Source organism: Bacillus sp. FJAT-27225, from assembly GCF_001685025.1.
In the GTDB taxonomy this organism is placed as follows: Bacteria; Bacillota; Bacilli; order Bacillales; family Cytobacillaceae; genus Bacillus_D.
Genome location: NZ_MAYU01000005.1, coordinates 1 through 25,806 on the forward strand (window position 1 = coordinate 1; position 25,806 = coordinate 25,806).

24 protein-coding genes, 1 tRNA gene, 1 other RNA gene, 1 riboswitch and 1 other annotated feature are annotated in these 25,806 nt (G+C 44.3%); of the genes, 22 read left to right on the top strand and 4 right to left on the bottom strand.

Features of this window, described 5'->3' with window-relative positions; all coding sequences use genetic code 11:
* The first annotated feature begins 198 nt into the window (after positions 1-198).
* Positions 199-300: riboswitch (purine riboswitch) on the top strand.
* Positions 301-432: 132 nt separating this feature from the next.
* The 11 genes from purE (at position 433) to purD (ending at position 12,153) form a co-directional block, all read left to right on the top strand.
* Complete coding sequence (gene purE / locus A8F94_RS07160) at positions 433-921, top strand: 5-(carboxyamino)imidazole ribonucleotide mutase (RefSeq protein WP_066197710.1); 489 nt, start codon at positions 433-435, stop codon at positions 919-921.
* Entirely contained in the window at positions 887-2,065 is a 1,179-nt protein-coding gene (gene purK / locus A8F94_RS07165; RefSeq protein WP_066197713.1) for a 5-(carboxyamino)imidazole ribonucleotide synthase, read from the top strand. Before purE ends, purK begins: the two co-directional genes overlap by 35 nt.
* Positions 2,066-2,080: 15 nt before the next feature.
* On the top strand, positions 2,081-2,791 hold the full coding sequence (gene purC, locus A8F94_RS07170; RefSeq protein WP_066197718.1) for a phosphoribosylaminoimidazolesuccinocarboxamide synthase: 711 nt from the start codon (positions 2,081-2,083) through the stop codon (positions 2,789-2,791).
* Complete coding sequence (gene purS / locus A8F94_RS07175) at positions 2,785-3,039, top strand: phosphoribosylformylglycinamidine synthase subunit PurS (RefSeq protein WP_066197721.1); 255 nt, start codon at positions 2,785-2,787, stop codon at positions 3,037-3,039. Before purC ends, purS begins: the two co-directional genes overlap by 7 nt.
* The gene (purQ, locus tag A8F94_RS07180) at positions 3,036-3,719 is read left to right on the top strand and encodes a phosphoribosylformylglycinamidine synthase subunit PurQ (RefSeq protein ID WP_066197724.1); all 684 of its coding nucleotides are present in this window, start codon (positions 3,036-3,038) and stop codon (positions 3,717-3,719) included. The genes purS and purQ overlap by 4 nt, the downstream gene beginning before the upstream one ends.
* The gene (gene purL, locus A8F94_RS07185) at positions 3,703-5,922 is read left to right on the top strand and encodes a phosphoribosylformylglycinamidine synthase subunit PurL (protein WP_066197727.1); all 2,220 of its coding nucleotides are present in this window, start codon (positions 3,703-3,705) and stop codon (positions 5,920-5,922) included. Before purQ ends, purL begins: the two co-directional genes overlap by 17 nt.
* Positions 5,907-7,343 carry an amidophosphoribosyltransferase gene (gene purF / locus A8F94_RS07190; RefSeq protein WP_066197729.1) on the top strand — a complete coding sequence of 479 codons (1,437 nt, stop codon included), beginning with the start codon at positions 5,907-5,909 and terminating at the stop codon, positions 7,341-7,343. Before purL ends, purF begins: the two co-directional genes overlap by 16 nt.
* A gap of 383 nt (positions 7,344-7,726) precedes the next feature.
* Complete coding sequence (gene purM / locus A8F94_RS07200) at positions 7,727-8,752, top strand: phosphoribosylformylglycinamidine cyclo-ligase (protein ID WP_066197734.1); 1,026 nt, start codon at positions 7,727-7,729, stop codon at positions 8,750-8,752.
* A complete protein-coding gene (gene purN, locus A8F94_RS07205) occupies positions 8,749-9,354 on the top strand; it encodes a phosphoribosylglycinamide formyltransferase (protein WP_066197736.1) in 606 nt (201 codons plus the stop codon). Before purM ends, purN begins: the two co-directional genes overlap by 4 nt.
* Positions 9,329-10,867, top strand: coding sequence for a bifunctional phosphoribosylaminoimidazolecarboxamide formyltransferase/IMP cyclohydrolase (gene purH / locus A8F94_RS07210; protein WP_066197739.1), 1,539 nt, complete (start codon positions 9,329-9,331; stop codon positions 10,865-10,867). Before purN ends, purH begins: the two co-directional genes overlap by 26 nt.
* 11 nt (positions 10,868-10,878) lie before the next feature.
* Positions 10,879-12,153 (top strand): phosphoribosylamine--glycine ligase, encoded by a 1,275-nt coding sequence (gene purD / locus A8F94_RS07215; RefSeq protein WP_066197742.1) that lies wholly within the window; start codon positions 10,879-10,881, stop codon positions 12,151-12,153.
* Here the strand turns inward: purD and A8F94_RS07220 are convergent.
* Entirely contained in the window at positions 12,130-13,104 is a 975-nt protein-coding gene (locus A8F94_RS07220; protein WP_066197746.1) for a YaaC family protein, read from the bottom strand. The two genes, purD and A8F94_RS07220, sit on opposite strands and share 24 nt — an antisense overlap.
* 139 nt (positions 13,105-13,243) lie before the next feature.
* Between A8F94_RS07220 and guaB the strand changes: the two genes are divergently transcribed.
* The 4 genes from guaB to A8F94_RS07240 all read left to right on the top strand — a co-directional run bounded on the left by guaB (position 13,244) and on the right by A8F94_RS07240 (position 18,181).
* Entirely contained in the window at positions 13,244-14,713 is a 1,470-nt protein-coding gene (gene guaB, locus A8F94_RS07225) for an IMP dehydrogenase (RefSeq protein ID WP_066197749.1), read from the top strand.
* Positions 14,714-14,901: 188 nt separating this feature from the next.
* Positions 14,902-16,215 carry a serine hydrolase gene (locus A8F94_RS07230; protein WP_254660803.1) on the top strand — a complete coding sequence of 438 codons (1,314 nt, stop codon included), beginning with the start codon at positions 14,902-14,904 and terminating at the stop codon, positions 16,213-16,215.
* A gap of 175 nt (positions 16,216-16,390) precedes the next feature.
* Positions 16,391-16,607: a binding site (T-box leader), on the top strand.
* A gap of 72 nt (positions 16,608-16,679) precedes the next feature.
* A complete protein-coding gene (gene serS, locus A8F94_RS07235) occupies positions 16,680-17,954 on the top strand; it encodes a serine--tRNA ligase (protein ID WP_066197755.1) in 1,275 nt (424 codons plus the stop codon).
* 134 nt (positions 17,955-18,088) lie between these two features.
* Positions 18,089-18,181 (top strand) — tRNA-Ser (locus A8F94_RS07240).
* Between the two features lie 279 nt (positions 18,182-18,460).
* On the opposite strand, the gene A8F94_RS07245 is transcribed toward A8F94_RS07240, so the two are convergent.
* The 3 genes from A8F94_RS07245 to A8F94_RS07255 all read right to left on the bottom strand — a co-directional run bounded on the left by A8F94_RS07245 (position 18,461) and on the right by A8F94_RS07255 (position 21,353).
* On the bottom strand, positions 18,461-19,153 hold the full coding sequence (locus tag A8F94_RS07245) for a deoxynucleoside kinase (protein WP_066197758.1): 693 nt from the start codon (positions 19,151-19,153) through the stop codon (positions 18,461-18,463).
* Positions 19,154-19,168: 15 nt separating this feature from the next.
* Positions 19,169-19,816: a deoxynucleoside kinase gene (locus A8F94_RS07250; protein ID WP_066197760.1), complete on the bottom strand. Its 648-nt coding sequence runs from the start codon at positions 19,814-19,816 to the stop codon at positions 19,169-19,171.
* Between the two features lie 250 nt (positions 19,817-20,066).
* Entirely contained in the window at positions 20,067-21,353 is a 1,287-nt protein-coding gene (locus A8F94_RS07255) for a LysM peptidoglycan-binding domain-containing protein (RefSeq protein WP_066197763.1), read from the bottom strand.
* 104 nt (positions 21,354-21,457) lie between these two features.
* Here A8F94_RS07255 and tadA point away from each other — a divergent pair, with 104 nt between their 5' ends.
* The 7 genes from tadA to A8F94_RS07290 all read left to right on the top strand — a co-directional run bounded on the left by tadA (position 21,458) and on the right by A8F94_RS07290 (position 25,715).
* Positions 21,458-21,982 (top strand): tRNA adenosine(34) deaminase TadA, encoded by a 525-nt coding sequence (tadA, locus tag A8F94_RS07260; RefSeq protein WP_066197764.1) that lies wholly within the window; start codon positions 21,458-21,460, stop codon positions 21,980-21,982.
* 65 nt (positions 21,983-22,047) lie between these two features.
* Positions 22,048-22,312: signal recognition particle sRNA large type (gene ffs, locus A8F94_RS07265), an RNA gene on the top strand.
* A gap of 161 nt (positions 22,313-22,473) precedes the next feature.
* Positions 22,474-24,165: a DNA polymerase III subunit gamma/tau gene (gene dnaX / locus A8F94_RS07270; RefSeq protein WP_066197767.1), complete on the top strand. Its 1,692-nt coding sequence runs from the start codon at positions 22,474-22,476 to the stop codon at positions 24,163-24,165.
* A 37-nt stretch (positions 24,166-24,202) separates the two neighbouring features.
* Positions 24,203-24,523 (top strand): YbaB/EbfC family nucleoid-associated protein, encoded by a 321-nt coding sequence (locus A8F94_RS07275; protein ID WP_066197782.1) that lies wholly within the window; start codon positions 24,203-24,205, stop codon positions 24,521-24,523.
* A gap of 11 nt (positions 24,524-24,534) precedes the next feature.
* Positions 24,535-25,131 (top strand): recombination mediator RecR, encoded by a 597-nt coding sequence (recR, locus tag A8F94_RS07280; RefSeq protein ID WP_066197774.1) that lies wholly within the window; start codon positions 24,535-24,537, stop codon positions 25,129-25,131.
* A gap of 11 nt (positions 25,132-25,142) precedes the next feature.
* Positions 25,143-25,358, top strand: a complete 216-nt coding sequence (locus A8F94_RS07285; RefSeq protein WP_066197776.1) for a YaaL family protein — start codon at positions 25,143-25,145, stop codon at positions 25,356-25,358.
* 90 nt (positions 25,359-25,448) lie between these two features.
* On the top strand, positions 25,449-25,715 hold the full coding sequence (locus A8F94_RS07290) for a pro-sigmaK processing inhibitor BofA family protein (RefSeq protein WP_066197779.1): 267 nt from the start codon (positions 25,449-25,451) through the stop codon (positions 25,713-25,715).
* The last annotated feature ends 91 nt before the right edge of the window (positions 25,716-25,806 follow it).

Here is a 25,806-nt window from a genome sequence, read left to right on the forward strand (position 1 = left end):
CGATGGTAGTTGGGGTGCAAACCCCTGTGAGAGTAGGACGCTGCCGGGCAATTTTAAAAAAGGACAATCCACTTGGGTTGTCCTTTTTTGTATGTAAATTATAATCTAAAGACGAACAATGAGAAAATATTTAAATATAACGTTCGCTGTATTGGTTGACTGACTAGTGATAATGCTGTTATGATTGAACCATTAAGAATAAATATAGTAATTGCACCTCGTATAATAATGGGAATATGGCCCATAAGTTTCTACCCGGCTACCGTAAATGGCCGGACTATGAGGGAAAGCCGCATTATAAGAAGCGATGGATACCTTTTTTCATTTAGCTTCTATTTGTATTTGCCTTTCTGGCCCTGGCCGGACTGCTTTCTCTTTTAATAGGGAGCAGTCTGCCAGGGTCTTTTATTTTTTTCGAAGGATGTGATGAACATGAGTGTGAGAGTTGCGGTCATTATGGGGAGTAAATCAGACTGGGAAACAATGAAACATGCATGCTCCATACTAGATAGCCTTGGTGTACCTTATGAAAAAAGTGTCATATCTGCTCATAGAACCCCTGATTATATGTTCCAGTTCGCAGAAAACGCAAAGGGCCGGGGGCTAGAGATTATCATTGCCGGTGCAGGCGGTGCTGCACATTTGCCTGGGATGGTCGCTGCCAAGACTATTGTCCCAGTAATCGGAGTCCCAATTAAATCAAAGGCATTAAACGGATTGGATTCTTTGCTGTCGATTGTCCAGATGCCGGCTGGAGTACCTGTAGCAACAGTAGCCATAGGGGAAAGCGGAGCGAAAAATGCAGGTATTCTTGCCGCCCAAATACTTGCTTTAAAGGATGATGGACTTGCCGAAAGAATTGAAGAAATGAGGAAAACAGCAGAGAATGCTGCCCTCGAAAGTAGTAGCCAGCTTGTTTAGGGATCCAATTTTACCCGGTGCTACAATTGGTATTATCGGCGGCGGACAGCTTGGCAGGATGATGGCAATAGCGGCAAAGGCAATGGGTTACCGAATTGCTGTACTAGATCCAAACCCGGACTCCCCTTGTGGCCAGTTGGCCGATTTCAAAGTTATCGCATCATATAGCAGTCTTGAAGCAATGAAACAATTAGCGGAAGTAAGCGATGTAGTAACATACGAATTTGAAAATATAGATGAAGATGCTTTAGAAGCTGCAGGCAAGTTTTCATGGGTACCACAAGGCACAAAAGTACTCGAGATAGCCAAGGATCGGATAAAAGAGAAACAGGCAATAACAAAAGCCGGGCTTCCTGTCGCTCCTTATAAACCGGTATCCACCATAGAACATCTGGCAGAGGCTGTTGCTCACTTGGGTTATCCTTGTGTTGTAAAAACAGCAAGAGGCGGTTATGACGGAAAAGGGCAGCGTGTAGTAAGAGATGAAAAAAGTATGATTGCTGCGGCTGAACTTCTCCATCATGGCCCTTGCGTCGTCGAACAATGGCTAACCTTTGAGAAAGAGATATCTGTTATTGTTACACGGAGCACAAGCGGGGAAACAGCAGTATTTCCAGTTGCAGAGAATATTCATTATAACAACATCCTCCATGAAACCATTGTTCCTGCGAGGATTAGCAAAAGAACGGAAGCAAGCGCAATTGCCCTTGCTATAAAGCTTGCGGACTCGCTTAAAATGATTGGTACTTTGGCTGTGGAAATGTTCCTGTTGGAGGATGGGTCAATTTCAATAAATGAAGTCGCCCCTCGGCCTCATAATTCGGGACACTATTCAATTGAGGCATGCGAAACATCCCAATTTGAACAGCATATCCGGGCTGTATGCAACCTGCCGTTAAGCAGGACCAATCTTTTGAAGCCTGCTGTTATGGTTAATATTCTTGGCGAACATCAGAAAGACCTGTTGTCAAAGATATCTGAACTGAAAGATTGGAATGTGCACCTATATGGGAAAACCGAAGCGAAGCCGGGCAGAAAAATGGGTCATGCAACATTGCTGCGGAACACAATAGATGAAGCGTTAGATGAGATTGAAAAAACAGGAATCTGGCATGCAAAAGAAACAGCTGCTGCCGGCAAGTGAGAGGAGCCCTTACATATGAGAGAACTATTGTATGAGGGAAAAGCAAAAAGGATATACAGCACAGCTGATGAACAGATTGTGCTTGTAGAATACAAGGATTCAGCCACTGCTTTTAACGGGGAGAAGAAAGCAGAAATCTCAGGTAAAGGCCAGCTTAACAATGAAATCAGTTCAAAGCTTTTTATGATGCTAAAAGAGCAAGGCATTGAGTCGCATTATGTTGAAAAAGTGTCATCGACTAGCCAGCTTGTAAAAAGAGTATCAATTATTCCTCTGGAAGTAGTTGTCCGAAATGTAGTCGCTGGAAGTATGGCAAAACGGTTAGGCATAGAAGAGGGAAAGCCACTCAAAAAACCAATTGTCGAGTTTTATTTAAAGGATGACAGCCTTGGTGATCCAATCATTACGGAAGACCATATTCTTGAGCTGGAACTGGCCACTCATGGCGAAATTTCAATTTTGAAGGAAAAGGCTTTTGAAATCAACCGGGTTTTATCCAGCTTCTTTAAGGAAATGGGCATAAACCTTATCGACTTTAAACTTGAATTTGGGAAGGATGCGTCAGGCAAAATTGTCCTTGCTGATGAAATTTCACCTGATACATGCCGGCTTTGGGATAGCAAAACGAGTGAAAAAATGGATAAGGATGTTTTCCGCAGGAATCTTGGAAGCCTGACGGAAGCCTATGAAAAAATACTTGATAGACTGGGAGGCTTATCATGGTAAAAGTAAAGGTTTATGTCACATTAAAGGAAAGCGTTCTGGATCCACAGGGAAAGGCAGTTTCAAATGCACTGCACTCGCTTGGATATGAAGAGGTTAAAGACGTACGAATTGGAAAGTATATGGAGTTGTTTATTGAAACAGAAGGCAGGGATGCTGAAACTGTTGTACGCGAGGCTTGTGAAAAGCTGCTCTCGAATCCAGTAATTGAGGACTACCGTTACGAAATTGAGGAGGCTCTAGTCCGATGAAATTTGCAGTCATTGTTTTCCCTGGATCGAACTGTGATTCCGACATGTATCATGCCATTAAGGATGAACTCGGTGCCGAAGCAGATTTTGTATGGCACACAGAGACTAGTCTGGATGGCTATGATGGGATTCTACTCCCAGGAGGATTTTCATACGGCGATTATCTTCGCTGCGGCGCCATTGCCCGTTTCAGTGCAATTATGACTGAAATTATCAAAGCGGCAGAAGTAGGAAAGCCAGTCCTTGGTGTTTGCAATGGATTTCAAATACTCCTTGAAGCTGGCTTGCTGCCAGGAGCTCTAAGACGAAATGAAAGCCTGAAGTTCATTTGCTCTCCGGCAGAAATAAAGGTAGAAAACAACCAAACAATGTTCACGAGTGAATACGCATTAGGGCAAACTCTATCCATCCCCGTTGCGCATGGAGAAGGAAACTATTTCTGTGATGAAAAAACTCTCGCTGAGCTAAAGGCAAATAAGCAAATCGTATTTACTTATTCAGAAGACATTAATGGGAGCCTGGACAATATTGCCGGAATCATCAATAAAGAAGGAAATGTCCTCGGAATGATGCCGCATCCAGAGAGGGCTGTGGATGAACTGCTTGGGAGTGCTGACGGTCTTCTTCTGTTCCGGTCGATTGTGAAGCAATGGAGGGAATCATATGTTGTTAACGCTTGAACCATCACCGGATCAAATCCGGGAAGATAAATTGTATCAGCAAATGGGCCTCTCTGATGAGGAGTTCACAAAGGTCGAAGAAATTCTCGGGCGCCTTCCGAACTATACTGAGACTGGTTTGTTTTCAGTGATGTGGTCGGAACATTGCTCCTATAAAAATTCCAAGCCGATTTTAAAAAAGTTTCCAACCACAGGAGAAAATGTCCTTCAAGGACCTGGTGAGGGGGCTGGAGTTGTCGATATTGGCGATGGCCAGGCGGTTGTCTTTAAAATTGAAAGCCATAATCATCCGTCGGCAATCGAACCGTATCAAGGAGCTGCAACTGGTATTGGCGGTATTATCCGCGATATCTTTTCCATGGGGGCAAGGCCGGTAGCGCTGCTGAATTCATTACGATTTGGTGAGCTTGATTCATCAGCCCGAGTCCGCTATTTGTTCAAGGAAGTCGTTTCCGGAATAGCTGGATATGGAAACTGCATTGGTATCCCAACCGTGGGCGGAGAAATCCAATTTGATGCTTCCTATGAGGGGAATCCGCTTGTGAATGCAATGTGTGTTGGCCTCATTGATCATAAAGATATAAAAAAGGGGCTAGCAAGCGGAGTTGGCAATACCGTCATGTATGTAGGCGCCAAAACAGGACGCGATGGCATCCATGGAGCAACTTTCGCTTCAGAAGAGCTTACCGACCAATCTGATGAAAAACGCCCTGCGGTCCAGGTTGGAGATCCATTTATGGAAAAGCTTTTGCTTGAAGCATGCCTCGAGCTGATTCAATCTGATGCCCTAGTAGGCATTCAGGATATGGGTGCTGCAGGTTTGACAAGCTCCAGTGCAGAAATGGCGAGTAAAGCAGGATTCGGAATCGAGATGAACCTTGACCTTGTTCCACAGCGCGAAACGGGGATGACTGCATATGAAATGATGCTTTCTGAATCTCAGGAACGGATGCTGATTGTTGTAAAGCGCGGCCGCGAACAGGAAATCGTTGATCTTTTTTCAAAATATCAGCTTGAAGCCGTTGCAATTGGAGAGGTCACAGAGGATAAAAGACTTCGCCTCATCCATCAGGGGGAAGTAACAGCAGATGTACCGGTTGATGCGCTGGCACTCGAAGCGCCGGTTTACCATAAACCATCAGCTGAGCCAGCTTATTTCCGTGAGTTCCAGGCAATGGAGAGTAGCATTCCGGACGTGGCAAACTATGGGGAAACACTTATCAGTTTGTTAAAACAGCCGACCATTGCGTCAAAAGAATGGGTCTACAATCAATATGACTATATGGTACGGACCAATACGGTTGTCGCACCAGGTTCGGATGCAGCAGTCATCAGAATTAGGGGGACAAAAAAAGCTCTTGCGATGACAACTGATTGCAATTCACGCTACATTTATCTCGATCCAGAAACAGGTGGAAAAATTGCGGTTTCGGAAGCAGCCCGCAATGTTGTCTGTTCAGGTGCCGAGCCTTTGGCTATAACCGACAATCTAAACTTTGGAAGCCCGGAGAAACCTGAAATTTTCTGGCAAATGGAAAAGGCAGCTGACGGCATTAGTGCAGCATGCCGCACGCTGAATGCACCTGTCATTGGAGGAAATGTATCACTCTACAATGAAACAAATGGCAATGCCATTTACCCAACACCAGTCATTGGCATGGTTGGGCTTGTGAAGGATATAAGCCATATAACGACACAGCAATTCAAGCAGGCTGGCGACCTTATTTATTTGCTAGGGGAAACGAAGGATGAATTCGGAGGTTCCGAACTTCAGAAGCTGATGTACGGAGAAATTTTTGGCAAATGCCCTGAACTTGACCTCGATGTAGAGGCAAGTAATCAGAAGACAGTATTGAATGCAATCCGGTCAGGCCTAATTGCTTCTGCCCATGATGTATCAGAAGGAGGTCTTGCTGTTGCCCTTGCTGAGTGTGCGATTGGGTCAGAATGTCTGGGAGCAGCGGTACAACTTAGCGGCAATCCAGTTTCTGCCCTTTTCAGCGAATCACAATCACGCTTCGTGCTGACAGTGAAAAAAGAACACCAGGAAGAATTTGAATCAATAACGGGTGCTATGCTGATTGGTTCAGTCACTTCCGAACCGGTTCTGAACATTAAAGTGAACGGTGAGGAAGCCATTAATGAAACAATTGGAACATTGGAAACAGCATGGAAGGGAGCTATCCCATGCTTGCTGAACTAAAAGGCTTGAATGAGGAATGCGGGATATTTGCAGTGTGGGGTCATGAGGATGCTGCCAGGCTGACATACTATGGTCTACACAGTCTCCAGCACCGCGGCCAGGAAGGAACGGGAATTATCACTTCAGACGGTGAAAAGCTCGCTGGCCTGAAAGGGGAAGGCTTAGTGTCTGAGATTTTCACTGAGCCGGCAATATCAGGATTGAGGGGTCAAGCTGCAATTGGGCATGTCCGTTATGCCACAGCTGGCGGGGGTGGGTATGAAAATGTCCAGCCACTTCTCTTCCATTCGCAAACTGGCAGCATGGCACTCGCCCATAACGGCAATCTTGTAAATGCTAATCTAATTAAATCAATTCTTGAACAGCAGGGCAGCATCTTCCAAACTAGTTCCGATACAGAAGTACTTGCCCACTTAATACGAAAAAACAGCGAATGGCGGCTTTCTGACCGTGTGAAAAATGCCCTTAAGCAAATTGAAGGTGCATTTGCGTACGGGATCCTTACTGAAACCGAATTGATGGTTGCACTTGACCCCCAGGGACTAAGGCCTCTTTCTTTGGCAAAATTGGGAGACGCCTATGTGGTTGCATCAGAAACATGTGCTTTTGACGCTGTAGGTGCCGAGTTTATCCGTGATATTCTGCCAGGAGAATTACTAGTTATAAATAAGCATGGACTTCATACTGAATTTTTTGCAGAGAACCGGGAAGAGGCAATCTGTACGATGGAATATATTTATTTTTCACGCCCCGATAGCAACATTAATGGGATCAATGTTCATTCTGCACGGAAAAGCCTTGGCAAAAGGCTTGCTCATGAAGCAAAAATCGAAGGTGATGTCGTAACTGGAGTCCCAGATTCCAGCATCTCTGCTGCCATTGGTTATGCCGAAGCCTCCGGAATCCCGTATGAGATGGGCTTGATTAAAAATCGCTATGTCGGTCGTACGTTTATCCAGCCTTCCCAGTCGCTCCGTGAGCAGGGCGTAAAAATGAAGCTTGCACCAGTAAGAGGTGTAGTTGAGGGGAAACGTGTCATTATGGTTGATGATTCCATTGTCAGGGGGACAACAAGCAGGAGGATTGTGTCAATGTTGAAAGAGGCAGGGGCACGTGAGGTTCATGTAGTGATAAGTTCCCCACCCATTACACATCCCTGCTTTTATGGGATTGATACCTCGGCAAAAGAGGAGTTGATTGCCCACTCAAATTCGCCTGAAGAGATAAGGGAAATCATCGGTGCTGATTCACTTACTTTCTTGAGCGTGGAAGGAATGCTTGAAGCAATTGGCCGGAAGAGCGAAGGAAAGAATTGCGGCCAATGCCTTGCCTGTTTTACAGGGGAGTATCCAACCGAACTTTACCCGGATACACTTCAATACTATTACCAAAAAAGCCCCACACCAGTGAAGACGAACTAAATTAAATGAAAAATCAAAGTGGCGATGGAGAGTAGCAAAGCTCCGCCCCAAAAATCAAAATGGCAGTGGAGAGTAGCAAAGCGAAACCCGCCCAAAAATCAAAGTAGCGGTGGAGAGAAACGAAGCAAAGCTCCGCCCCAAAATCAAAATGGCGGCGGAAAGAAACGAAGCGAAGCTCCGCCCCAAAATCAAAATGGCGGCGGAAAGAAACGAAGCGAAGCTCCGCCCCAAAATCAAAATGGCGGTGGAGAGAAGCAAAGTGAAGCTTCGCCCCAAAAATCAAAATGGCGGTGGAGAGAAGCGAAGCGAAGCTCCGCCCAAATCAAAATGGCGGTGGAGAGTAGCGAAGCGAAGCTCCGCCCCATGTCCACTAGGAGGCCGCTATGTCAAAAGCTTATAAAGATGCAGGTGTCAATATTGAAGCAGGCTATGAGGCGGTTGATCGAATGAAGCGCCACGTAAAGAAGACCGTACGGCCGGGCGTTATGGGAGGCCTCGGCGGGTTCGGGGCAATGTTTGATATTTCATCTCTGAATATGAAGGAACCAGTATTGGTTTCAGGGACCGATGGGGTCGGAACAAAGCTAATGCTGGCCTTCATGATGAACCGGCATGACACAATCGGTATTGATGCTGTAGCCATGTGTGTGAACGATATCGTTGTCCAGGGGGCAGAACCCCTCTATTTTCTGGACTATATTGGCTGTGGAAAGGCAGAGCCATACCGGATTGAAGAAATTGTAAAGGGAGTTGCGGATGGCTGTGAAATGGCAGGCTGTGCCCTGATTGGCGGGGAGACAGCTGAAATGCCAGGTATGTATTCCCTCGATGAGTATGATATAGCAGGCTTTGCTGTCGGCGCATGCGAGAAGTCAGAGATTATTACAGGGGAAGCAATCCGCCCTGGTGATGTCCTAGTGGGCCTTGCGTCAAGTGGTCTTCACAGCAATGGTTTTTCGCTGACAAGGAAGGTCTTTTTTGAAAAAGCAGGCTTACAAGTCCATGACTACATCGAAGAGCTTGGCTGTACGCTGGGGGATGAGTTACTAAAGCCTACAAAAATATATGTAAAACCGATTTTATCTGCCTTGAATGACTTTCCAATAAAAGGCATGTCCCATATCACTGGCGGTGGATTTTATGAAAACATTCCAAGGATGCTGCCTGAGGGATTAGGTGCAAGCCTTACTGAAGGAAGCTGGGAAATTCCAAAAGTTTTTACGCTGCTTCAACAAATGGGGGGAATAACCAGAGATGAAATGTATCATGTCTTCAACATGGGAATTGGCATGGTTGTTGCCATTGGAGAAGAGCATGCTGAGGGGTTAATCCGCCACTTTAAAGCTTCCGGAGAATGTGCATCAGTAATTGGAACTGTTACAAGCCAGGAAGGGATACGAGTATCATGATGAATATTGCAGTGTTTGCCTCGGGCAACGGCAGCAACTTCCAAGCTTTACTCGACGCCTCCCACAATGGATTATTAAACGCAACGATCAAATTGCTTGTTTGTGATCGGCCAGGAGCGTTTGCAGTTGAACGGGCAAGGAAGGCGGGAGTGGAAACCTTTGTTTTTTCACCAAAAGAATTTTCCAGCAAAGAGGAGTACGAGGCAATTCTTGCAAAAAAACTCAAAGATTTACAAATTGAGTGGATTGCCCTTGCAGGCTACATGAGGCTGATTGGCACTGTTCTTCTTTCATCGTACGAAGGCCGGATTGTCAATATTCACCCTTCCCTGCTTCCTTTATATCCAGGAAAGGATGCGGTGGGCCAAGCATTAGCCGACGGGGCATGCAATACGGGTGTCACAGTCCATTTTGTGGATGAAGGAATGGATACAGGACCTATTATTGAACAAATTGAAATCTCAATAGCGGAACAAGAAACAACCGAAAGCCTGCAGGCAAAAATTCAAAAAGTCGAGCACAGGCTATATCCAACGGTACTCCAATCATTAGTTACTACACAGGGAGGCGGGCATTATGGCAAAAAAACGGGCACTGATTAGTGTATCCGATAAAAGAGGAATAACGGATTTCGCCAGGGAACTTGCTGGGCTTGGCTACGAAATCGTATCGACTGGCGGAACAAAAAAGGCGATTAAGAAGGCGGGCATCCCTGTCATTAGCGTCAGCGATGTAACAGAATTCCCGGAAATTCTTGAAGGCCGAGTTAAAACGCTCAACCCAAGAATTCACGGCGGGCTTTTGGCAAAAATGGATGAGCCAAACCACCTTGAACAGCTTCAGGAACATGGGATTGAACCAATTGAAATCGTATGTGTAAATTTATATCCATTCAAAGAGACAATTTCAAAGCCTGATGTCACTGTGGACGATGCGATTGAGAATATTGATATCGGTGGACCGTCAATGCTGAGGGCGGCTGCGAAAAATCACCAGCACGTCACGGTTGTAACCGATCCGAAAGATTACGAAATTGTGCTCGGCGAGTTGAAGGAGCAGGGAGCGACCACACAGGAAACAAGGCGCAAGCTTGCAGCAAAGGTATTTCGCCATACCGCTGCCTATGATGCTCTGATTGCATCTTTTCTGACAGAGTTGGCTGGAGAGGGACAGCCTGAAAGCCTGACAATTACATATGATTTGAAGAATGCCCTCAGATACGGAGAAAACCCACATCAAAAGGCGGCTTTTTATAAGAGCCCGCTTGGATCCGGATTTTCAATTGCAAGCGCAGAACAGCTGCATGGGAAGGAACTATCCTATAACAATATCAACGATGCAAATGCTGCACTTCAGATTGTGAAAGAATTTTCAGAGCCTGCTGCTGTTGCTGTTAAGCACATGAACCCTTGCGGTGTTGGTACTGGTGAAACAGTTCTTGCTGCTTATAAAAAGGCATATAAAGCAGATCCTGTGTCCATTTTTGGCGGCATTGTAGCTTTCAATAGACAAGTAGACAAGGAAACAGCAGAAAGGCTTCATGAAATCTTCCTTGAAATCATCATAGCACCTTCCTTCTCGGAAGAAGCACTTGAGGTTTTACAGAAAAAGAAAAATATTCGTTTGCTCACAATCCTGGATGATCAAGAAATGAAAGCAGAAAAAGGTCTTGTTTCAATTGAAGGAGGCCTGCTCATCCAGGATCAGGATTCACATACCTTGGAAAAAGCGACTATTACCGTTCCAACGAAGCGCCAGCCAACCGAGGAAGAGTGGAAGGCTTTGAAACTTGGCTGGAAAGTTGTTAAACATGTAAAGTCAAATGCAATTGTTGTTGCAAATCAGGAACAAACTCTCGGTATTGGGGCCGGGCAAATGAACCGGGTCGGCTCTGCAAAAATAGCGCTCGAACAAGCAGGTGTTAAGGCAGTTGGTGCAGCAATGGCTTCCGATGCATTCTTCCCTATGGATGATACGGTAGAAGCAGCTGCCAAGGCAGGTATCACTGCAATTATCCAGCCAGGCGGATCAATCCGGGATGAGGATTCAATTAAAAAGGCAGACCAATATGGAATTGCTATGGTCTTCACAGGGGTACGCCACTTCAAACACTAAGGAGGATCCACATGGATGTTTTAGTAATCGGCAGGGGAGGGCGTGAACATGCCATCTGCCAAAAGCTTAATGAAAGTTCTTTAGTGGAAAATGTATTTGTAGCACCAGGCAATGCCGGAATGGTCGATGTAGCAAGTCTGGTACCCATAGAAGAAACGGATTATGAAAAATTAACATCGTTCGCGAGGGGACAAGGCATAGGCCTTACCGTGATTGGGCCAGAGATTCCTCTTCTTTCTGGGCTTGCAGACAGGTTTCGGGAAGCTGGATTACCCGTTTTTGGGCCAGGAAGCAAGGCGGCCCTGATTGAAGGGAGTAAAGCCTACGCCAAATTATTAATGAAAAACTTTAAAATTCCAACCGCAGACTATCAAGTTTTTGATTCCTTTGACGAAGCGAAAGCCTATATTGAGGCAAAGGGAGCACCGATTGTTATAAAAGCCGATGGATTAGCAGCCGGTAAAGGTGTTACGGTTGCCCTTACAAAAGAAGAGGCCATCAAAGCACTAGAAGACATGCTGATTGCCCACAAGTACGGGAATGCATCAGCTTCAGTTGTTATTGAGGAATTCCTTGAGGGTGAAGAGTTTTCCTTAATGGCTTTTGTAAATGGTGAAGTAGTCGTGCCCCTTGAAATCGCTCAGGATCATAAACGGGCATATGATGGTGACCAGGGACCAAACACTGGTGGAATGGGAGCATATTCCCCAGTGCCGCACATTCCCCAAAGTGCAGTTGACTCTGCAGTTGAAACGGTCCTGAGGCCTGCAGCGAGAGCACTTGTTCAGGAAGGCAGAAGTTTTTGCGGGATTTTGTATGCCGGTCTTATTTTAACAGCACAGGGACCTAAAGTAATTGAATTTAATGCAAGGTTTGGTGACCCTGAGACTCAGGTTGTTCTGCCTCGTTTAAAAACAGATTTGGCAGAGGCAATTCTTCAGATTCTTGATGGGAAGGCTCCTAAATTAACCTGGGACGATTCCTTTTCAGTAGGCGTAGTTGCTGCTGCAAAAGGCTATCCCGAAAAGGCAGAAATGGGAGCGATAATTGAAGGGCTCGATACCATTAGCTCTGAAACAACTATTTTTCATGCAGGGACGAAAAAAGATGGGTTGGGCCGATTTTATGTTGATGGTGGCCGTGTCTATCTTGCTTCCTCCAAAGCACCATCGTTGGCAGAAGCACTGGAGAAGGTTTATAAGGATATGGAGAAAATCAATTCCAATGGAACCTTCTACCGAAGGGATATTGGGGCAAGGGCATTAAAATTTGCCCCTGCCCTTTAATGAATTAGTGAGATAACAATAGATCAGGAACGGGCTTTTTTCACGAGTGATTTCTAAAAAAGATTTGATGAATGGATAATCGCGATTCGGCATTATTTTGACAGCCTCTCCCCACCACTCGGTTTCATACCGGGCAATCATACTTAAATTGTATAAAAGCAGGTAATGGGCCATCAGTTCAGGGAATACCGAACGGTGGCTCTTCTTAAAAGGCATTACAAACCTTTTATCAAAAAAATGATATTTAAGAACAGAAGGCTGGTTAAGTGAATAAGGGGAGAGGGGAGATTCCAGCCTTGCAAAGCCCTCTTTCATTGCTGCTAATTTTATTCCAGTTTGTGCAGTAAAAAATTCCTGAAACCTGGCTTCTGACATATGATAGAAATCGAGCGTTTTTTCAGGGATAAAATATACTCCATCTCGTTCATGGAGGGAAAAGAAATTTGCTTGTCCTTCTAGTGGCCAAAAGAGGGAGTCCAACTCAGGTATAAGACGAAGCAATTCTTCCATAGTCATTTTATCTCCTTCAATCTGTTTCATGTGGAACAATTTGTCGGAGATGTGCGGAAAAAGGCCATTTTTTTGAAACTTTACTTCATCCTCGAAGAATTGATATTGTTGTTTTTTCCGTTTTCGGGCTGAAACACCATGGGCAAGGACCGCAGTGGTTTCAGGGTAAAAAGGATCGGTTGTAAGGATGCATGCCTTCGCTAAGTGGACAAGTCCATAAAAAAGCAGGATAGGCTGTAAGACGATAGGTGCATATTCTGCTTGGGAGTAATAAATGCTCCCGTGCTCGAGATAATAAATGAATGAATAGCTCTTTTCATAACTTTTTTGTTCAGGTGAGCTGCATCCTAGCTTCTTGTAGCAGTCTTGCAGATAGGATTGGGCATAGTCCGCAGACAGGAAAAAAGAGAAGCTATCCCACCCTCTGTAGGTGCGCCACACAAGGTAAGCCTCCTTTACTATAGGATTGAGTAGACTGAATGTAACCGATATAGAATAGTCAGACAACTCTTTCTATCCTTGACAGTAGATTGCCCAATTGTTAAAGTACTAATAATATTTTGAGTTTGGAGGGACAAAAATGTGGGAAAACAAGTTTGTTAAAGAAGGTTTGACTTTCGATGATGTATTGCTTATACCAGCGAAGTCTGAAGTGCTGCCGAAGGATGTCAGCCTCCAAACAGAACTGAGCGCGACTATAAGATTGAATTTGCCAATTATCTCTGCCGGGATGGACACGGTGACTGAAGCTGAGATGGCGATTGCAATGGCCAGGCAGGGTGGTCTTGGCATCATTCATAAGAACATGACCATTGAACAGCAGGCTGAACAAGTTGATAAAGTGAAACGCTCTGAGTCAGGTGTTATATCGGACCCATTTTTCCTTACACCTGAGCATCAAGTCTTTGATGCCGAGTATTTAATGAGCAAGTATCGGATTTCAGGTGTGCCAATCGTAAATAATGAAGAGGAACAAAAGCTTGTTGGTATTTTAACAAACCGGGATCTTCGATTTATTCAGGACGAGGATTATTCTTTTAAGATTTCCGATGTCATGACAAAGGAAAATTTGATAACTGCACCGGTTGGAACAACCTTGAAGGAAGCAGAACAAATTTTGCAAAAACATAAAATTGAAAAGCTTCCTCTTGTTGATGGCAATGGAGTCCTAAAAGGTCTCATTACGATTAAAGACATTGAAAAGGTTATTGAATTCCCGAATTCAGCCAAGGATAAAGAGGGAAGGCTGCTGGCTGGCGCTGCGGTAGGCGTTACGACAGATACAATGAAACGCGTTGAGGCACTTGTAAAATCAAAAGTTGACGTGATTGTTATCGATACAGCGCATGGCCATTCGAAAGGAGTTCTGGATACGGTCCGCCAAATCCGTGATGCATACCCGGAACTGGCTATCATTGCAGGCAATGTGGCAACAGCTGAGGGAACAAGAGAATTGTTTGAAGCTGGAGCGGATGTCGTAAAGGTTGGAATTGGCCCCGGATCTATTTGTACGACTCGAATCGTAGCAGGGGTCGGTGTTCCGCAAATTACCGCAATTTATGATTGTGCAACAGAAGCCCGTAAGCACGGTAAGACGATTATTGCTGATGGCGGAATCAAGTATTCGGGAGACGTGGTCAAAGCCCTAGCAGCCGGTGGAAATGCAGTTATGCTAGGCAGCCTGCTTGCCGGGGTTTCCGAAAGCCCAGGGGAAACAGAAATTTTTGAGGGACGTCGATATAAGGTCTACCGTGGGATGGGCTCTGAGGGAGCAATGGAAAAAGGCTCAAAGGACCGCTATTTCCAGGAGGATGCTAAAAAATTTGTTCCTGAAGGCATTGAAGGGCGCCTTCCATATAAAGGTCCTCTTTCCGATACAATCTTTCAGCTTGCTGGCGGCCTGCGGGCAGGCATGGGTTATTGTGGCGCCGCAACATTAAAGGATCTCCGTGAAAATACCCAATTCATCCGGATGACAGGCGCCGGTCTGCGCGAAAGCCATCCGCATGATGTACAGATTACAAAAGAAGCACCTAATTATTCAAAATAAGTTAATTCAGACAGGGAGAAATCCCTGTCTTTTATATGTAAATCTTGGCAAGAATATAGGCCTACCCTCCTTCTATCCATCCCGGAATAAGTATGTTAAGATAAAAAAAGTGTATAAAAATGTTGGAGGGCGTAACAGTGAAGAAAAAGATTTATCAGAAGTACATAGCACTTGTGCTTGCGGTTGCCATGCTTGCTGGCATTGTGACAGTACCGGCACCGGCACTAGCTGCGGAAGAGGGATCACTTGATATTAAGGCAGCGGCTGCAATTCTTGTAGATGCGGATTCAGGAAAAGTTCTATATGAACAAAATGCCGACAGTGTACTCGGCATTGCGAGTATGACTAAAATGATGACAGAATATCTCCTTCTTGAAGCAATTAAGGAAGGAAAAGTAAAATGGGATCAGCAGCAATCAGTCTCCAACGTTGTCCATGCCATTTCCCATGATAGAAGTCTTTCCAATGTCCCATTAAGGGCAGACGGAACTTATAATATTAGGGAACTTTATGAAGCAATGACGATTTATTCTGCAAATGGTGCCACAATCATGATTGCAGAAGCCATTGCTGGTTCCGAATCTAATTTTGTAAAAATGATGAATGACAAGGCGAAGGAACTTGGCCTTAAAGATTATAAGTTTGTCAATTCAACAGGACTTAACAACCGTGATTACAAGGGTGGGCATCCGGCTGGAACAGGCGCAGAAGATGAAAACGTCATGTCGGCCCGGTCAACTGCACAGCTTGCCTACCATTTATTGAAGGACTATCCAGAAGTACTGAAGACAACAAGTATCCCGAAAAAGATATTCAGGGAAGGAACTGAAGATGCAATCAATATGGAAAACTGGAACTGGATGCTTCCAGAACTAGTTTACAAATACCCTGGCGTAGATGGACTGAAAACCGGAACAACTGACTTTGCTGGTTACTGCTTCACAGGTACAGCAATGAAGGACGGAAAACGTTTCATTACTGTCGTGATGGATGCTAAGGGGCCAAATGGTAAAGGTGATTATAAGGCTCGTTTTGACGAAACGAGAAAAATGTTTGACTATGCCTTTGCCAATTACACAAAAACAGAAATCCTTCCGGCCAACTCTGCAATTAAGGGCCATAAATCTCTTGAGGTGACAAAAGGGAAAGAGGATACTGTAAAAATTCAAACGAAAGAACCTGTTTCTGCCATGATAAAAAATGGCGAGCAGGATAATTATCAACCGGCCCTTGTTCTTGATAAAAAGAAGCTAACAAAGGATGGGAAGTTGACAGCCCCAATTAAAAAGGGAGAGGTTGTCGGCTATGTTACAGTTGAATTAAAGGACGGTTCTAAGGCATCGTATTTGACAGAAAATGGCCAGAACAGCGTACGGACTCCTGTCATTGCAGCGGAAAGTGTTGAAAAAGCCAATTGGTTTGTTCTAATGATGCGCGGCATTGGCGGTTTCTTTGGAGACCTATGGGGAAGTATTGTATCAGGGATTAAAGGTTTATTTTAATACGAACTAACATTACTGAAGGGCTCCTGTGACAGGAGCCTTTTATTCATGCAAATTGAAGGATGTTGACGGTGTTTTAACTATACGTACATACAGCTTAACAAACCGGTTTGTATAATTCATTTGCAAACAGGCGATAATTGTAGTAGATTTTAAAGTATAAATTTACGATAATGATAAAGCGTTGAAAGGAAAAAGTAGCGGGAGTTCTGCTCAAAAGAGAGCCGGTGGCTGGTGGAAACCGGTGTGCAGACCCTGTGAATCCATCCTTGAGCAAGGCATGGAAAGCCAATTGGCAAGTAAATGCTTTCGGGTCAAACCGTTATGTAATTGAGGTGGGCAGCAACTGCTGCCAACCAGGGTGGCAACGCGGGTTAACTCCCGTCCCTGTTTGGGGACGGGAGTTTTTTGCGTTTTAAAAAACGCCCGCCTCATGGAATATAATAAAAGAAGGAGCGAATAAAATGCTTGATATCAAAGTTTTAAGAGCCGATTTTGAAGAAGTAAAGAAAAAACTTGAGCATCGTGGAGAGGATCTAACCGATCTCGGAAAGTTTGGGGAGCTTGACAGGAAAAGGCGGGATCTTATTGTTGAAGCTGAACAGCTGAAAAGCAAGCGGAATGAGGTTTCCCAGCAAGTAGCTGTTTTAAAGCGCGAGAAAAAGAATGCAGATGAGTTGATTGTACAGATGCGTGATGTAGGTGACAGGATTAAGGAGCTTGATCATAAGCTTCGTGATGTTGAAGAGGAGCTTGACCAGTTAATGTTAAGCATTCCGAACCTTCCTCATGAGAGTGTCCCTGTAGGTGAAACTGAAGATGATAACGTAGAAATTAGGAAATGGGGAGAGGTACGGGATTTTGGTTTCGAGCCGAAGCCTCATTGGGATATAGCTGATCATCTTCAAATTCTTGATTTCGAGCGGGCAACGAAAGTAGCTGGAAGCCGATTTGTTTTTTATAAAGGACTAGGCGCGCGCTTAGAGCGTGCATTAATGAATTTCATGCTTGATCTCCATATTGATGAGCATGGATATGAGGAAGTACTGCCACCTTACATGGTAAACAGAACTAGTATGACTGGCACTGGACAGCTCCCGAAATTTGAGGAAGATGCATTCAGAATTGAGAGCGAAGATTATTTCCTCATCCCGACAGCAGAGGTGCCTGTAACCAACCTGCACAGGGATGAAATTCTACATGGAGAACAGCTGCCAATCCGATATGCAGCCTACAGTGCTTGTTTCCGTTCTGAAGCAGGTTCCGCTGGCCGTGACACAAGAGGATTAATCAGGCAGCACCAATTCAATAAGGTGGAGCTTGTTAAGTTCGTCAAACCGGAGGATTCCTATGATGAGCTTGAAAAATTGACTGCCGATGCTGAAAAGGTACTAAAATTATTGGAGCTGCCGTATCGGGTCCTAAGTATGTGTACGGGAGATTTAGGATTTACAGCGGCAAAGAAATACGATATCGAGGTTTGGATTCCAAGCTATGGGACCTATCGCGAGATTTCTTCTTGCAGTAACTTTGAAGCTTTCCAGGCAAGGCGGGCCAACATCCGATTCCGCCGGGAGCCAGGCGCCAAGCCAGAACATGTCCATACGTTGAACGGATCTGGGCTTGCGGTTGGCCGTACGGTCGCAGCGATACTCGAGAACTATCAACAAGAAGATGGATCAGTTGTCATCCCGGAAGTCCTCAGGCCATATATGGGTGGGCGGAGTGAAATAAGGTAGGACTTGTTCATCAAGTTGGAGGGGACGGGAAACCGCCCCCCTTTACTTCAAGTGAGTTTGTCAAAATATATAGACATTGGTGGTAACTGTTGACAACGGTACTCATTCTATAGTAATATAGCCATTGTCGAAACGGAGGAATACCCAAGTCTGGCTGAAGGGATCGGTCTTGAAAACCGACAGGCGGGTTAAACCGCGCGGGGGTTCGAATCCCTCTTCCTCCGCCATTTTTTCGATAATGAATTTCAACGCGCATAAAATCTGGAGATTAAAATCCGCTGCAAGGGTCGCCTTGCAGCGGATTTTTTATTTTAATAGGGTTAGCGAATTTAAGGTTATTCTTGCCATGCCATAAAGCGCTAAAAGGCATCTACTTCGATTAATTTATAAAACCATCCAATTAGTTTAATCGTTAGCCAGTGTAAGGAGATTAGTCTAATGAGCCATCAAGTAGTATCCAAATTGCTTTTTAATGAGGCAAACGTTAAAAAACGCATATCAGCTGATTAGCCGATATGCGTTTTACTAAAAAGGATTTCATTTAATTTGTTGTCCACCAGCTTGCAGACATGTTCTGCATCTTTAGGATTATTGACGACATCTGTTGTGTCCATATCGATGATAAGGACTTCGCTTGCATCATAGTGGTTAATGACCCACTCATCATAATCCTTCCAAACTTCAAAGTAATACTCTTTCAGTTCTGGATTTATTTCAAAGCTTCTCCCACGGGACATAATCCGTTCAATAACTGTATCGAACGATCCTCTTAAATAAACCATTAGTTCCGGTGCCTTTTTGGGCAATTCCTTTAGCTCTTCCATCATGTTATCAACAAGGTCTTCATAAATTTTAAACTCTAGCTCCGAGATGCGCCCCAGCTTTTTATTAACATACGCAAAATACCAATCTTCATAGATGGACCGGTCCTGAATGGTATAAATCGGTTCATGCCAATTTATACATTCCTTAACTGTTTTAAACCGTTTATTCAAGAAGAACAGCTGCAGAAGAAAGGGAATTCTTTTTGCATCGAGCTCTTCAGGTGTTAACTCATAATAAAGAGGGAGAATCGGATTATCATCAACTGTTTCATAAAATACCTTGCTGTCGATCCCTTTACTTTGATAATAATCATTCAATAAATCCGCCACACTTGTTTTACCAAGGCCAATCATGCCGCCAATTACGATACTCAAACTATTTCCCCATCCTTATAATGTATTGGTCCAGCTGTTTTTTGCCAATGACAGTGAAAGCTTATCCAAAATGTTTTCCAGATCCTGTTCATTTTTTACGAAATCCATTTCATCGCCATTAAAGCGAAGCACAGGTATTTCAGGATGCTGTTGTTCAAAAGCAGTAATAGCATCTTCATAATCAAGGGACAGCTGTTCGAGATATAATGGGCTAATATTCTTTTCAACCTCACGGCCGCGCATTTCAATCCGGGAAAGAAGTGTATCCAGGCTAGCGTTCAGATAGATGACTACATTCGGCTTTGGCATGTCCTCTGTTAGAATTTGATAAATTTTGAAGTACTTCTTATACTCATCTTTACTCAAAGTTCTTTGGGCAAAAATCAGATTTTTTATAATATGGTAATCTGCAACAACAGGCTCATTCTTTGCGAGGTAGTGGGTGTTAATATCCCCTAGCTGCTTAAACCGGTTGCACAGGAAAAACATTTCTGTTTGGAAGCTCCACTCCTCAATGTTTTCGTAGAATTTCCCGAGAAAGGGATTCTCGTCCACTATCTCCTTTAGCAGCGCAAATTGATAATGGTCTGCAATCGCTTTGGCCAAAGATGTTTTCCCAACTCCAATCGGCCCCTCAACTGTTATAAAGGGTACTTCCCCCATTTCAAGTCCTCCTTCTCCACGCCTGCTCGTCCTATAAATCTGTATGTAAATAAGCAGAAAAAAGCAAGAATAAAGTAGAAATATGTCGTAATTAGACAAAGAGTATTTTACCATATTCTATACCCTAGAGGATATGGAATATTTAAGGGAGTTGTTATTTTTCTTATGAAGCCTTGAAAACAGAGAAAATAAATTCTAAATAAAAGCAGGCTGTCTATAGAGTTGACAGCCTGCCTAGCTATTCGCCAAATTAAGTAGCCCGTTTTGTTACATTAAAGTTTTCTGTAATCAGCAGCCAATTCTGAGGGAAAGAAAGACCAAGCTTCCAATAGCTCATTCCCCGCAAATTGAGCTCTTTAATCAAATCAAACTTAGCCTGAATTGAACGGGCATCCTCAAACCAAACCTCATGGTTCCTGCCCTCAGCTGTATAACGGAAAAATGGAGCCTGAGCTCTTGGGTCGTATTGGATAGTGACATTATTGCGGGCAGCAATCTGTATCGCTTGCTGTGGGCTTACTGCTCGGGCAACAGACCCTTGGACAAATGGAAGTGTCCAGTCATACCCGTACAAATTTTGACCCATCATGATCTTAGAGCCAGGCATTTCAGTAAGAGCATATTCGAGTACTTCACGGACAGGTCCGATTGGTGAAACAGCCTGGGCAGGTCCTCCGCTATAGCCCCATTCATAGGTCATAATTACAACAAAGTCGACAATTTCGCCATGGGTTTTGTAATCATGCGCTTCATACCATTTTCCTTTTTGGGCCGCACTCGTTTTAGGAGCAAGCGCTGTAGAAATTAGCCAGCCTTCACGTTTGAATCGGTCCCTTGCTTTTCTAAGAAAGGTATTATAGGCTTCTCTGTCCGCTGGGCGCAAATACTCAAAATCAAAGTGAATGTCACGGAAGCCCAGTCTTCTGGCAGTTGTAACAATATTGTTTAGGAACCGTTCTTGAATGGCCATGTCATTAAGAAGGATGCGCCCAAGTTCATCACTGAATTGATCATTTTCCTGATTCGTTATTACCATCATTAATACATTGTTATTTGCCCGGGCAATGGCAGAAAAGTTATTCAATAGCGGTTCTTTTAAAGAGCCATCGCGCTGGGCCTGAAAACTAAAAGGTGCTAAGTATGTCAAAAAAGGCGCAGCTTGCCTGGCGGCTGATACAAGGGCAGGTGCAACTGTTGTTCCTCTAGGCTCCACATATGCATTAAATTCGCCTGCTCTCTTGGGCCGGGGTGGGATATAGAGACGAAAACCTACATTAAGTGGTCGATCTGCAGGTATTCGATTAATACGGGCAAGCTCTTGAAAAGTAGTGCCAAATCTTTTGGCAATAGAGTAGAGGGTATCACCTGATTGGACATAATAAAAACGGCCTACTATTGGAATTACCATCGCTTGCCCAATGACAAGGTCATCCGGATTCGGAAGGTCATTTGCTTCAATAATATCATCAACGGTAGAACCATATCTTCGGGCAATGGTGGTTAACGATTCCCCCCGTTCCACTACATGTATCTGCATGTTCTTCCCTCCTAGCAGAAATTATCACTAAGACCATTGTATGAAGGGAAAATAGGTTTCATGTTATACTAAGCAAAGTCAATATTCAAATAGGATGTGTCGGGATGGAGAACCTGCAGGATATTCTCTATATGAAAGAAGCATTAAAAGAAGCAGAGAAGGCAGAGGCACTCGAGGAAGTTCCGATTGGAGCAATTCTGGTTGTTGATGACGAGATTATTGCCAGGGCCCACAATCTTCGGGAGACCCGCCAAAAATCCACAGCACATGCGGAATTACTAGCAATTGAAAAGGCTTGTGAAAAAATTGGCAGCTGGCGGCTGGAAAGGGCAACGTTATATGTGACTCTCGAGCCTTGTGCGATGTGCGCAGGTGCCATTGTACTTTCCAGGGTTGAACGAGTTGTATACGGTGCTGCTGATCCAAAGGGAGGCTGTGCAGGCACGTTAATGAATCTTCTTGATGAGAGTAGGTTCAACCATCAGTGTACAGTTGAATCCGGCGTACTAGAAGAGGAGTGTAGCTCAATGCTCTCCAGCTTTTTTCGTAATCTCCGGCAAAAGAAAAAAACAGAAAAGAGCCTTTCTAAACAAAAAGGCCTGGGTATCCATACAGGAATTGACAACTAGTCGGCCATTGATTTTTCGCCAGAAACTATGTATACTTAAAAGGCGTCATCATGACGCACTCTTTGCCGTGCTAGACGGGGAGGTAGCGGTGCCCTGTACCCGCAATCCGCTCTAGCGGGGTTGAATTCCTTCCTGAGGCTGCCACTCTGTAGGGCTTGCCTTAAGTAAGTGGTGTTGACGTCCGGGTCCTGCGCAATGGGAATCTATGAACCATGTCAGGTCCGGAAGGAAGCAGCATTAAGTGGACACTCCTATGTGCCGCAGGGTTGCCTGGGCTGAGCTAACTGCTTAAGTAACGCTTATGGATGACAGTCGATGGAAGGTGCACGGCAGCTAAAAATGATAAACAATGCCCATCCCTTTAGGGGTGGGTTTTTTGTATTAAAAGGCCAATTATAGTCTGGCTTATCTAGTTACACTTTACATAAGAATACGGTATAATAGAAAAGATTCATTTAAAACCGCTAGCGACTAGAAAGGGGGCAGTACCAGTGTCTTATCAGGCGTTATATCGTGTCTGGCGTCCGCAGCAGTTTATTGATGTTGTAGGCCAGGAGCATATTACTAAAACCTTGCAAAATGCACTGGTTCAGGAAAAAACAACCCATGCTTACCTTTTTTCAGGACCGCGCGGGACCGGAAAGACAACTGCGGCAAAAATCCTTGCGAAGGCGGTTAATTGTGAACATGCTCCTGTTACGGAACCTTGCAATGAATGCAGTGCATGTCTTGGAATTACAAACGGCACAATACAGGATGTCATTGAAATAGATGCTGCCTCAAATAACGGCGTTGATGAAATTCGTGATATACGTGACAAGGTGAAGTATGCACCTAGTTCTGTAAAATACAAGGTTTACATTATCGATGAAGTGCATATGCTTTCAACTGGGGCATTTAATGCCCTCCTGAAAACCTTGGAGGAACCTCCTCGCCACGTTATGTTTATTTTGGCAACGACTGAACCTCATAAAATCCCGCTGACTATCGTATCAAGGTGCCAACGGTTTGACTTTAAACGAATTACCTCAAAAGCAATCGTGGGCCGTATGAAATTGATTGCAGACGAAACAGGCACATCTTATGATCCTGCAGCCCTTCCAATCATTGCACGTGCGGCTGAAGGCGGGATGCGTGATGCATTGAGTCTTTTAGACCAGGCGATTTCGTACAGCCATGACCGCGTAACAATTGAGGATGCTTTAACTGTTACAGGATCTGTTTCCCAAAATTTTCTCTATCAGATGGCAGAAGCCATAGTGGAAAAGGATGTAGCAAAGGGGCTTGAGGCATTAAATGAATTGCTATATATGGGTAAGGACCCATCCCGTTTTATAGAAGACTTTATTTTGTTCTTCCGGGATATGCTCTTATTTAAAACAGCCCCGTCCCTTGAAGAATCTCTTGAACGGGTTATGATGGATGATGCTTTTAGGGAACTGACTGAAAAGTTTTCGTCACCACAAATTTATGATTTGATAGGCATGTTAAATAAAACCCAGCAGGATATGCGCTGGACAAGCAACCCGAGAATCTTCCTGGAGGTAGCGACAGTCAAGCTATGCCAGATGGAATCCTCTCCTGGACAACCTGGTGGGAATACAATAAATCATGATGTATCAGGGCTTTTGGATAAAATTAATAAGCTTGAGGCTGAGTTGAAGGAAATCCGCAAGAACGGGATTGCTTTATCCCCCGGTGAAGGCAGCGGCCAAGTCCAGAAGCAGTCACACCGGACATCAAGGAGAGGCTTCCAGGCTCCGACAGGAAAAATAAATGAAATTTTGAAAAGCGCCACAAAGCCGGATCTCAATTTGATTAAAAGCCAATGGGGTGAAATGCTTCAGAAGCTTATGAAATCTCATTCAGCCTTGCTAAATGAGGCAGAACCTGTTGCAGCATCACAAAATGCTTTTGTTATTAAATTTAAACACGAAATTCATTGTCAAATGGCAATGGAAAATCCAAAGTTTACGGAATCCGTAACGGATGGCCTTCGGGAAACAACCGGCAGAATATTTACTTTTGCAGGTGTCCCGGAGGATCAATGGATAAAAATACGTGAAAGCTTCCTTGCCGGACAGCAGTCCGGGCCAGATGAGGAAATGAAGAAAGAAGAAGATCCTTTGATTGATGAAGCCAAAAAATTGTTTGGTGGAGATCTAGTTGAAATAGTTGATTAAATATTGGAGGTAGTATGGTATGAAACGTGGAAAAGGTATGCCGGGTATGGGCAATATGCAAGGTATGATGAAGCAAATGCAGAAGATGCAAAGGCAGATGGAGGAAGCCCAAAAAGAACTTGGTGAAAAAACAGTTGAAGGAACTGCCGGTGGCGGAATGGTCACAGTTGTGGTAACCGGTCATAGGAAGGTTGTAGACATAACAATCAATCCGGAAGCAGTGGATCCAGAGGATGTTGAAATGCTGCAGGATATCATTCTTGCGGCAGTGAATGATGCGTTAACAAAGGCAGAAGAGCTTTCCGAATCCACAATGGGGCAATTTACAAAAGGAATGAACCTTCCCGGCTTGTTCTAGGAGGAATTGATATGCATTATCCTGAACCAATATCAAAACTTATAGATAGTTTTATGAAGCTGCCAGGGATCGGCCCGAAAACGGCCGCTCGTCTGGCATTTTTTGTTCTTGGCATGAAAGAGGATACGGTCCTTGATTTTGCAAAAGCATTAGTGAATGCAAAACGAAACTTGAGTTATTGTTCCGTATGCGGGCATATAACCGATCAGGACCCCTGCTATATTTGCCAGGATGACCGCCGTGATAAAAGTATGATTTGTGTGGTACAAGATCCCAGGGATGTTATCGCTATGGAAAAGATGAAAGAGTTTAACGGCCGTTACCATGTACTCCATGGAGCAATCTCGCCCATGGATGGAATAGGGCCTGAGGATATCAATATCCCGGATCTGCTTAAACGCCTACAGGATGAAACAGTACAGGAAGTAATCCTGGCCACTAATCCTAATATTGAGGGTGAAGCAACTGCTATGTATATTTCAAGATTACTTAAGCCATCGGGAATAAAGATCACAAGGATTGCCCATGGTCTTCCGGTTGGCGGAGACCTTGAATATGCAGACGAAGTTACCCTTTCAAAAGCATTGGAAGGCCGCCGTGAGCTATAAGGAGGACAAAAATGCTTTTTCGTAAAAAAGGCAGGCTGCGTGCCGAATCAAATGAAAAGTTCCTTAACCTGCTGACTGAGCTTAAGACAGACTGGCGCCAGCAGAAAGAACTGCTGGATAAATCCTTTGATCCATCAGAAGAGGTAATATGCCAGACAAAAATTGCAGAAGCACGATACTTCTTTCTTTTAAAGGAAGCAAAGTACCGAAAGATATCAATAAAATAAGTTTACCTACAGAGCTCCTTTCTCGAGGTCTTTTTTCTGGACTTGTACATATTTTAATAATACAAGTGCCAAGGGAGGGGAGTTTTTATTTTGGAGCCAGTTCTTGTCATATCAATTTTAGGTGGTTTAATCATTCTATTACTAATTATGGGCGCACCTATTAAACCTGCCAGGCTCTTAGGCCAGGCGGCTATGAAACTGCTGGTAGGTGCCTTATTTTTGTTCTTTTTGAATACATTGGGAAACCAATACGGAATTCATGTCCCAATTAACTTTTTTACAACGGCTGTATCTGGATTCCTGGGAGTGCCAGGAGTAGCTGCACTGGTAGCAGTGGATATGTTGGTTTTAGGATAGTAGGGATATTATCGAAGAGAAATCTCTCACACGAGAGATTTCAGATTGTCGACAAAAGGGGTTCGGAATGGTCTCATTCCGAACCCCTTTT

Excerpts from the sequence above, each read along its gene's own strand:
- guaB (WP_066197749.1), top strand. The coding sequence starts at position 13,244 with ATGTGGGAAAACAAGTTTGTTAAAGAAGGTTTGACTTTCGATGATGTA.
- purD (WP_066197742.1), top strand. The coding sequence starts at position 10,879 with ATGGATGTTTTAGTAATCGGCAGGGGAGGGCGTGAACATGCCATCTGC.
- purS (WP_066197721.1), top strand. The coding sequence starts at position 2,785 with ATGGTAAAAGTAAAGGTTTATGTCACATTAAAGGAAAGCGTTCTGGAT.
- A8F94_RS07230 (WP_254660803.1), top strand. The coding sequence starts at position 14,902 with ATGCTTGCTGGCATTGTGACAGTACCGGCACCGGCACTAGCTGCGGAA.
- A8F94_RS07250 (WP_066197760.1), bottom strand. The coding sequence starts at position 19,816 with ATGGGGGAAGTACCCTTTATAACAGTTGAGGGGCCGATTGGAGTTGGG.
- tadA (WP_066197764.1), top strand. The coding sequence starts at position 21,458 with ATGGAGAACCTGCAGGATATTCTCTATATGAAAGAAGCATTAAAAGAA.
- purC (WP_066197718.1), top strand. The coding sequence starts at position 2,081 with ATGAGAGAACTATTGTATGAGGGAAAAGCAAAAAGGATATACAGCACA.
- recR (WP_066197774.1), top strand. The coding sequence starts at position 24,535 with ATGCATTATCCTGAACCAATATCAAAACTTATAGATAGTTTTATGAAG.
- purQ (WP_066197724.1), top strand. The coding sequence starts at position 3,036 with ATGAAATTTGCAGTCATTGTTTTCCCTGGATCGAACTGTGATTCCGAC.
- purF (WP_066197729.1), top strand. The coding sequence starts at position 5,907 with ATGCTTGCTGAACTAAAAGGCTTGAATGAGGAATGCGGGATATTTGCA.
- purN (WP_066197736.1), top strand. The coding sequence starts at position 8,749 with ATGATGAATATTGCAGTGTTTGCCTCGGGCAACGGCAGCAACTTCCAA.
- purK (WP_066197713.1), top strand. The coding sequence starts at position 887 with ATGCTGCCCTCGAAAGTAGTAGCCAGCTTGTTTAGGGATCCAATTTTA.
- A8F94_RS07275 (WP_066197782.1), top strand. The coding sequence starts at position 24,203 with ATGCCGGGTATGGGCAATATGCAAGGTATGATGAAGCAAATGCAGAAG.
- purH (WP_066197739.1), top strand. The coding sequence starts at position 9,329 with ATGGCAAAAAAACGGGCACTGATTAGTGTATCCGATAAAAGAGGAATA.
- purE (WP_066197710.1), top strand. The coding sequence starts at position 433 with ATGAGTGTGAGAGTTGCGGTCATTATGGGGAGTAAATCAGACTGGGAA.
- serS (WP_066197755.1), top strand. The coding sequence starts at position 16,680 with ATGCTTGATATCAAAGTTTTAAGAGCCGATTTTGAAGAAGTAAAGAAA.
- A8F94_RS07255 (WP_066197763.1), bottom strand. The coding sequence starts at position 21,353 with ATGCAGATACATGTAGTGGAACGGGGGGAATCGTTAACCACCATTGCC.
- purL (WP_066197727.1), top strand. The coding sequence starts at position 3,703 with ATGTTGTTAACGCTTGAACCATCACCGGATCAAATCCGGGAAGATAAA.
- A8F94_RS07285 (WP_066197776.1), top strand. The coding sequence starts at position 25,143 with ATGCTTTTTCGTAAAAAAGGCAGGCTGCGTGCCGAATCAAATGAAAAG.
- purM (WP_066197734.1), top strand. The coding sequence starts at position 7,727 with ATGTCAAAAGCTTATAAAGATGCAGGTGTCAATATTGAAGCAGGCTAT.